Genomic DNA, 8,139 nt, shown 5'->3' on the forward strand with positions numbered 1-8,139 from the left:
AAGTAATTATATATAAAATATACCTTTTTATTATACTTTTTTACTATATTTTAGTAATCTGAGGTGAGTAAAAGAAATAAATGATAAAATTGACATGTATATTTAAAAGAAATAAAATTTATAGAGGTAATAGGCTTTTTATTTTTGGTATTTTAGGTTAAAATAAAGTTTAAATAAGCAGTTGAAAGGATACAGCAATGAACACTAATGAAACAGTAAGAGTACTTAAAGCATTTTATTTTGGTGGCGAAAGCATGGCACAAATCTCAAAACGTACAGGAGTTTCTCGTGATGAAGTAAGAGAAATATTACGTGGCGCACGTGAATGCGGTCTTATTAAATATGTAACAAAAGATTATAATGAAACTTTTGCACATACAGAAAAGAAAAAGTTAGGCGAGTACCTAAGAGCTAAAGGCATGATTAAATAAATCGTAAAATAAGGGGATTAATTTACTAATTTTTGGTAAATTAATCCCCTTATTTTTATGGATATTATTTTAATGCCATTGTAGAAAAAATATGATAGATGTATTAATATGAATATATAATGAAATTTCAAATAGGGGGTAATATTTTGATGTTAAAGAATAAAATAAAGAAACACCATTTGGTGGCAGCTACAATAGTAGGGAGTATATTGGTGAGTTATGCCTTTCCAGCTATGGCGCAAGAAGTAGCTTGGCACGATTGGTCTACAGCAACATTAATACAGGGAGAGAAGTATGGCATTTATCCACTGGCATGGTATGATGATATGCAAGCTAAAATGGATTCACAGGATCTTGAAACGTTTTGCAATGCAATTGGTAAAAAGTTAGAAGCTATTTCAGGTATATCTCTTAAGAAAGATGCTACAGCTTTAGCATATAGAGAATCTAGCCAGGTTACAAGAGGAGAAGTTTTAGAGGGGATTTATGCAGTACTGAATCAGTATACGTATCCAGCAGTTGTTGATTTAGGTAACGATGCAATAATTTATATGCAAGAAAAAGAAATTGTTAAAGGAACAGGAAAAGACCTTAATTTAGATAAAACATGTACTTTAGAGGAAGCTGCTGTTTTTGGTACACGTATTGTAAAAGCTTTTTATGAAGACTTAAATGCAGGTTCAAAAGGGTTGTTATGGAAGGTACAAAAGGACGATAATATAGTATATATGTTAGGGTCTGTGCACCTAGCCAATTATAGTATTTATCCTTTTAACGAGAGTATATTAGATGCATATGCATCAGCAGATGTTTTAGGGGTAGAATTAAACTTTTATAGCCAAGAAGGCATTGCAGATTATAATCAACTTGCCGTTTATTCAGATGGAACGACATTAAAAGATCACATTTCACCAGATTTATACGAGGAAGTTATAGAAGCTGCCCAAAAGCTTGGAATGGCAGAGTCAGATATTTCTCTTTATAAACCATGGTGTATGGCAAATACATTTTCTTCAGCAGCAATGTCAGGTTCTAGCTCAGTAGAAGAAAAACAAGTTGCAGCGCTTCTGGGCATTGATAATTATTTTATGACAGATGCACTTGTAAATGATGTACCGATTTATGAATTAGAAGGTTATGCTTATCAAGCTGGATTGCTTGATGGCTTTTCACCAGAATTACAAGAATACTATTTATCTAATACAGTAGATATGATTTTAGATAAGGATTTAGGTGATGAAAGTGAAGAGATCCTTGCAAATTGGCTAGAGTACTGGGAAAAAGGTGACCTAGAAGATTTTGAAAAAACATTTACTAAAAAAACAACCCAAGAAGGTGTGAGTGAAAAAGAAAAGGCACTTTTAGATGAATATAATAATAAACTTTGGACAGTAAGAGATGCTGAAATGACAGATAAAATCGAGAGCCTTTTAAATGGTGAAAAGGGTAAGACATATTTTGTTGTAGTAGGTTCAGGGCATTATATTGGTGAAGATGGTGTCATTCAAAATCTTAAAAATAAAGGCTATACAGTAGAACAAGTTAAATAAAATCTTTAAGCAAAGAGCTGATATGAGATTGATAGGCGCCTTTCTAGGTAGACAAGCAAAATGACAAAAACTTGTTACTTAGAAAGGCACATATCAGAAGCATACGGCCCTTTAAATATTATCTTTATTTCTTAATAATTATAAGTATAGATTTTGCATCCTTGTCTTTTAGTGTATAATGACTATGGACAAATTTAAATGAACATAAACAAGTATAGAGGTAAAATCTATATGAGGCTAAAAAATATAAAAAGAAAATAGTGAGGAATATGTTAAAAAAGCAAATAGAAGAATTTTGTAGTACATTAGGATTAGACTGTGTAGGATTTATGCCTTGTAGAAAATTTACAGAACTACAGGGGGTTTATGAATCACGACAAAACCTAGGTTTACAAAACGAATTTGAAGAAAAAGAGATTGAAAAGCGAATTAACCCATATCTTTATATGCCAGAAGGAAAAACAATCTTATCTATAGCCTTTCCTTATTATCATAAAGATGATAATTGTGAAGATGGAAGTGAAGCCGTTAATAATGGTTTTTCAATCTATACCCAAAGGCCAGATTATCATAGAGTAGTTAAAAAATATTTACAGCAAATAAGTGATTATATAATGTCATTAGGTGGTAAGACAATGAGTTTTGTAGATAGTAATGCCTTGCCGGAAAGGTATATTGCCTATTTAGCGGGTGTAGGCTTTATTGGGCGAAATAATATGCTCATTACTAAGAAGTACGGTTCCTATGTATTTTTAGGCGAGATTATTACTGATTTAGAGATTGAATGTAAAGAAAAACGCATAGGAGAGAAAATTAGTCAATATGTGGAATGCGGTGATTGTACATCTTGCATCAGTGAATGTCCGACAAAGTCCATTAATAAGGCACATTGTAACCCAAACATCTGTTTATCGTATATTACGCAGAAAAAGGATATCACAAATCAGGAAATGCACCTGCTAAAGGGGAATATATTTGGCTGTGACTTTTGTCAGTTAAAATGTCCGTATAATGAAAATGTGGTCACAAGTGTACTGGATGATTTTGCAACACTTGCTTATATGCGAGAAGAAGTAGAAGTATATGCGCATATGGATAATAAATATTTCAAAGAAAAAATTAGCAGTACTTCATGTGGTTGGCGAGGTAAAAATGTGATTCGACGTAATGCCATTATACATCTGGCACACAATGGGCAGGTGATAGATGAATTTAAAGGAGAATCACCATATATCAATACCTATATAGATCGCTTAAATAGTAATAAAAAATAGGTATATAAACAAGAAAAGTGGCAATGATAAAAGAAAGCACTTTAGAAGTAAGGTTGTAGAAGGTAATGAAAAAATGTATGTACTGTCATGCACCTATAGTAGTAGACAAAAGTTATCATCATAAAGTTGGATACTTCTGCTGTGAGGCACATTTTGATGCTTATTGCAAAAACTTATCTAACGAAGAACTTGCTTACTTGATGCATAGCATTTGTCCTTGTAGTGATGAAGGTGAATGAAGATTAAAGAAAAGAACGATAGGTCTACCATTACACGCACAAAAAATATAAAAAAATAAAATTTTACTTGTGTATTGGAAGAAAAAACAATATAATAAAGAAAATGAGAGATAATATATTGCAAATAGGCGTTTGACAAAAGCTACGATTTATAAATTTCTTTAGAGAGCCGATGGTTGGTGCAAATCGGTGAAAGGTTAAATCTTTCCACTTTTGGAGCTGTCGGTGATGAATCGAAAGGTTGGTAGCCTTTATCCTACTAATGAAGTGGTTAGTTCATATGGACTTGCCAAGGTTTAATGTCCCTATTTTTAGGAAGATTAAGCTGTAGGACGTCTAACTAGCAATTTGGGTGGCAACACGGAGTTCCTTCGTCCCATAAGTATATGATTATTTGTATACTTATGAGGCGAAGGAACTTTTTTTGTAAGTAGGAAAGTTATAGCCATAGTCATAAAAGTTAGCATATATTATTTCATAGTTAAAATATCAGGAGGCAGATTATGTTAGATTTAAAATTCGTAAGAGAAAATCCAGAAATCGTAAAACAAAATATTAAAAACAAATTCCAAGATAGAAAACTTCCATTAGTTGATGAAGTAATTGCTTTAGATGAAGAACACAGAAAAATTAAACAAGAAGCTGAAGCCTTAAGAGCTGATAGAAATAGAATATCTAAACAAATTGGTGCACTTATGGCGCAAGGCAAAAAAGAAGAAGCTGAAGAAGTTAAAAAACAAGTAACAGCTGAATCAGAACGTCTTGAAGCACTTTCAACACAAGAATCAGAGCTTGAAGAAAAAATCAAAAAAATTATGATGACAATTCCAAATATCATCGATCCAAGTGTACCAATTGGTAAAGATGATAGCGAAAATGTAGAGGTTCAAAAATATGGTGAGCCAGTTGTTCCTGAATTTGAAATTCCATATCATGCAGAAATCATGGAAAAATTTAATGGCTTAGACCTTGATAGTGCTAGAAAAGTAGCTGGTAACGGCTTCTACTACTTAATGGGAGAGATTGCAAGACTTCACTCTGCAGTTATTTCTTACGCAAGAGATTTCATGATTGATAGAGGTTTCACATACTGTATTCCTCCTTACATGATTCGTAGCAATGTAGTTACTGGCGTTATGAGTTTTGATGAAATGGAAGCTATGATGTACAAAATTGAAGGAGAAGATTTATATCTTATCGGTACAAGTGAACACTCAATGATTGGTAAATTCATTGATACTATTCTTCCAGAAGCATCACTTCCACAAACACTTACAAGTTACTCACCATGCTTCAGAAAAGAAAAAGGTGCTCACGGTATTGAAGAAAGAGGTGTTTACCGTATTCACCAATTCGAAAAACAAGAGATGATTGTTGTATGTAAACCAGAAGAAAGCCCAATGTGGTTTGATAAATTATGGCAAAACACAGTAGATTTATTCCGTTCATTAGATATTCCAGTAAGAACACTTGAATGTTGTTCAGGTGACCTTGCTGATCTAAAAGTAAAATCTATTGACGTAGAAGCTTGGTCTCCAAGACAAAAGAAATACTTTGAAGTTGGTAGCTGTTCTAATTTAGGTGATGCACAAGCACGTCGCCTTAAAATTCGTGTAAATGGTGAAGAGGGCAAATACTTTGCACATACATTAAATAACACAGTAGTAGCACCACCAAGAATGCTTATTGCTTTCCTTGAAAATAACTTAAATGCAGATGGTTCAGTAAATATTCCAGTTGCACTTAGACCATATATGGGTGGTAAAGAAGTTATTGTACCTCAAGCAAAATAATCAATAACCTTTTATAAAGTTAAATATAAGTTTTAGTGCCGTTCACTCAGTAGCAGTGAATGGCATTTTTTTTGAGTTTAAAAGTCTAACTCTCCTGGCGTTGAAAGATGGGATGAAAAATTTACTTAATTAAAGGAGCATTGAATGCCTTGTGCATCAATATGAATGTGTATAATTGTATACAATCATTTGATTGAATTGTAAAACAAAGTATTGCAATTAACATAATAATTAGTATATACTTAAGTCAAGTAGGAACAGCTCAATCAAGACTTAGAGGAGGAAACAAATGAAAAACGTAGATAAAGTGTGGATTATAGGCGCCAATGGACAGATTGGAAGAACACTGAATAAATTATTAGACAGACGTGAGGTAGAAGTTTTAAATACAGATGTAGAAGAAGTAGATATTACACTTATAGAAGAAGTTGCTAAATTTGCAGATATGAATCGTCCGGATGTCATTATTAACTGTGCAGCGTTGACTTCTGTAGAAGCTTGTGAGAATGACTTAGAAAAAGCATATAAAATCAATGCAGTAGGTGCAAGGAATGTAAGTATTGCAACAAGACGTATTGGTGCAAAGCTTATACATTTGTCTACAGATGATGTATTTGATGGAAAGAGTACAAAACCTTACGGTGAATTTGATATACCTACACCAAGTCTTATTTATGGCAAATCAAAGTTAGCAGGTGAACAGTTTGTAAAAGATTTTGCACAACGTTATTTTATTATCCGTAGTACCTGGGTTTATGGTGAAGGTGAAAATTTCATTAAAGATTTATTGAAGCTAGCAGAGCAAAAGAAAACAATACATATTTCAAATGAAGCATTTGGCAGTCCTACAAGTGCTAAAGCATTAGCACAATTTATAATAGGATTAATGGAAAGTAATGAATATGGTATCTATCATGCAACTTGTGAAGGTACTTGTAGCCGTGATGAATTTGCTAGAGAGATAATACGTTTAGCAGGACTAGATATCACTATTAAAGGTGTAAGCAATATAGAAGATGAGGTAGCTGTCAAAAGACCAGCATATACTATTTTAGATAATCTGATGTTACGTCTTTTAGAAAATACTGAGATGCCACATTGGAAAGTGGCTTTAGCAGAATATATGAATCGATAAGGAGAGTTATATGGAAAAAACAAATAAGAAAAAATTAGGACTTACTACGGTTATTTTTATTGCATTACTATTAGGAGCTGTTGTGGGACTCGTTCTACACTATCTAGTGCCAGAAGGTTATGTAAGAGACACTGTAATCATAAATGGTATTTTTTATGTGTTAGGAAATGGCTTTTTACGTGGTATGCGTATGCTTGTTGTACCTTTAGTATTTTGTTCATTAGTATGTGGTGCTATGTCTATTGGTGATACAAAGAAGCTTGGTAAGGTAGGCGTGAAAATATTAGTATTTTATTTAATTACCACAGCGTTAGCTATATCAGTTGCATTAGGAATTGGAAATCTTATTAATCCAGGTTTAAACTTAGATATGAGTGCGGTAACTATAGCAGAAACAACTGTAGCAGAGAGTAAACCTTTTGCAGACGTTATTTTAGACATTATTCCAGTTAATCCAATTGAAGCTTTAGCACAAGGTAATATGTTACAAGTTATTTTCTTTGCTCTTATTGTCGGGATTATTTTAGCAAAACAAGGAGAACGTGCAAGTACAGTTTCTAACTTCATTAGTCAAGGAAATAATATTATGATGGATATGACAATGATGGTAATGAAAGTAGCACCAATAGGTGTATTTTGCCTTATTGCTAAAACATTTGCAGCTATTGGATTTGATGGTTTCGCTCCGATGCTTAAGTATATGGGTTCAGTGCTTCTAGCACTAGCTATTCAGTGTTTTGTAGTTTATATGCTGATGTTAAAAGGATTTACAGGATTTAGTCCAGTGAAGTTTATTAAGAAATTTGTACCAGTAATGGGATTTGCATTTTCAACAGCTACTTCAAATGCAACAATTCCACTTTCTATTGAAACATTACATAAGAAAATGGGCGTTTCTAAGAAAATTTCTTCATTTACTATTCCACTAGGTGCTACGATTAATATGGATGGGACTTCTATTATGCAAGGGGTAGCTGTTGTATTCGTTGCACAGGCTTTTAATATTCAGTTAACACCAGCAGATTATTTAACAGTTATTGCAACAGCTACAATTGCTTCAATTGGTACAGCAGGTGTACCAGGCGTTGGGCTTATTACGTTATCTATGGTATTTGCTTCTGTAGGCTTACCAGTAGAAGGTATTGGTATTATCATGGGCATTGACAGACTCTTAGATATGGCACGTACAGCTGTTAATATTACAGGAGATGCAGTATGTACAACGATTGTAGCACATCAAGATAAGATGGTTGACCAAACTGTTTTCAATACACCTGAAGGTGAACTAGAACTAGAAATGTAATTGACAGATGGGTTAAGAGAGAGTAAAACAGACTAGAATGAGGCATACTATATATTACTATATATTATAGACAAATAAGGGGATGCCAATATGAAAGTAAAAATGGTCTGTAACTTAGATGGTGAAACAAAGGAAGCTGAACTCCCTATGGATGAAGAGGCACTATTGAAGTTTAGAGCTACAGTACTTGATCGGGATAGCAAAGGTTATATTTCAGGTGCTGAAGTAAAATGCTATGATGAAACAGGAAATGAAGTGGAGAATATTTTTGAGCTTAATAGAAGTCTACAATCCTAATAGCTTAAAAAACTTGAAACCATCGTATATAAGGGACTTACTTACGGGTAAGTCCCTTTTTGTAGTGTGCCCAGCATGGGCGTAGTCTAACGGGTGAAAGTCCCGAGTGTGGGTTGA

The 8,139-nt window shown here is 33.4% G+C and carries 8 protein-coding genes; all 8 read left to right on the top strand.

What is annotated here, in order from left to right:
• Positions 1 to 197 precede the first annotated feature (197 nt).
• The 8 genes from AC1VAQ_RS20310 to AC1VAQ_RS20345 all read left to right on the top strand — a co-directional run bounded on the left by AC1VAQ_RS20310 (position 198) and on the right by AC1VAQ_RS20345 (position 8,022).
• The gene (locus AC1VAQ_RS20310) at positions 198 to 431 is read left to right on the top strand and encodes a hypothetical protein (RefSeq protein ID WP_302598727.1); all 234 of its coding nucleotides are present in this window, start codon (positions 198 to 200) and stop codon (positions 429 to 431) included.
• 149 nt (positions 432 to 580) lie between these two features.
• Positions 581 to 1,981: a TraB/GumN family protein gene (locus AC1VAQ_RS20315; protein ID WP_479904467.1), complete on the top strand. Its 1,401-nt coding sequence runs from the start codon at positions 581 to 583 to the stop codon at positions 1,979 to 1,981.
• A gap of 269 nt (positions 1,982 to 2,250) precedes the next feature.
• Complete coding sequence (gene queG / locus AC1VAQ_RS20320; protein ID WP_302598730.1) at positions 2,251 to 3,255, top strand: tRNA epoxyqueuosine(34) reductase QueG; 1,005 nt, start codon at positions 2,251 to 2,253, stop codon at positions 3,253 to 3,255.
• Positions 3,256 to 3,320: 65 nt separating this feature from the next.
• Positions 3,321 to 3,494 (top strand): hypothetical protein, encoded by a 174-nt coding sequence (locus AC1VAQ_RS20325; protein WP_302598731.1) that lies wholly within the window; start codon positions 3,321 to 3,323, stop codon positions 3,492 to 3,494.
• 503 nt (positions 3,495 to 3,997) lie between these two features.
• Positions 3,998 to 5,287: a serine--tRNA ligase gene (gene serS / locus AC1VAQ_RS20330; protein WP_302598732.1), complete on the top strand. Its 1,290-nt coding sequence runs from the start codon at positions 3,998 to 4,000 to the stop codon at positions 5,285 to 5,287.
• Positions 5,288 to 5,576: 289 nt separating this feature from the next.
• The gene (gene rfbD / locus AC1VAQ_RS20335; RefSeq protein ID WP_302598733.1) at positions 5,577 to 6,422 is read left to right on the top strand and encodes a dTDP-4-dehydrorhamnose reductase; all 846 of its coding nucleotides are present in this window, start codon (positions 5,577 to 5,579) and stop codon (positions 6,420 to 6,422) included.
• A 10-nt stretch (positions 6,423 to 6,432) separates the two neighbouring features.
• Positions 6,433 to 7,725 (top strand): dicarboxylate/amino acid:cation symporter, encoded by a 1,293-nt coding sequence (locus tag AC1VAQ_RS20340; RefSeq protein WP_302598734.1) that lies wholly within the window; start codon positions 6,433 to 6,435, stop codon positions 7,723 to 7,725.
• Between the two features lie 90 nt (positions 7,726 to 7,815).
• The gene (locus AC1VAQ_RS20345; protein WP_479904468.1) at positions 7,816 to 8,022 is read left to right on the top strand and encodes a hypothetical protein; all 207 of its coding nucleotides are present in this window, start codon (positions 7,816 to 7,818) and stop codon (positions 8,020 to 8,022) included.
• Positions 8,023 to 8,139 lie beyond the last annotated feature (117 nt).

The sequence above is a fragment of the Cellulosilyticum sp. genome (assembly GCF_982396655.1).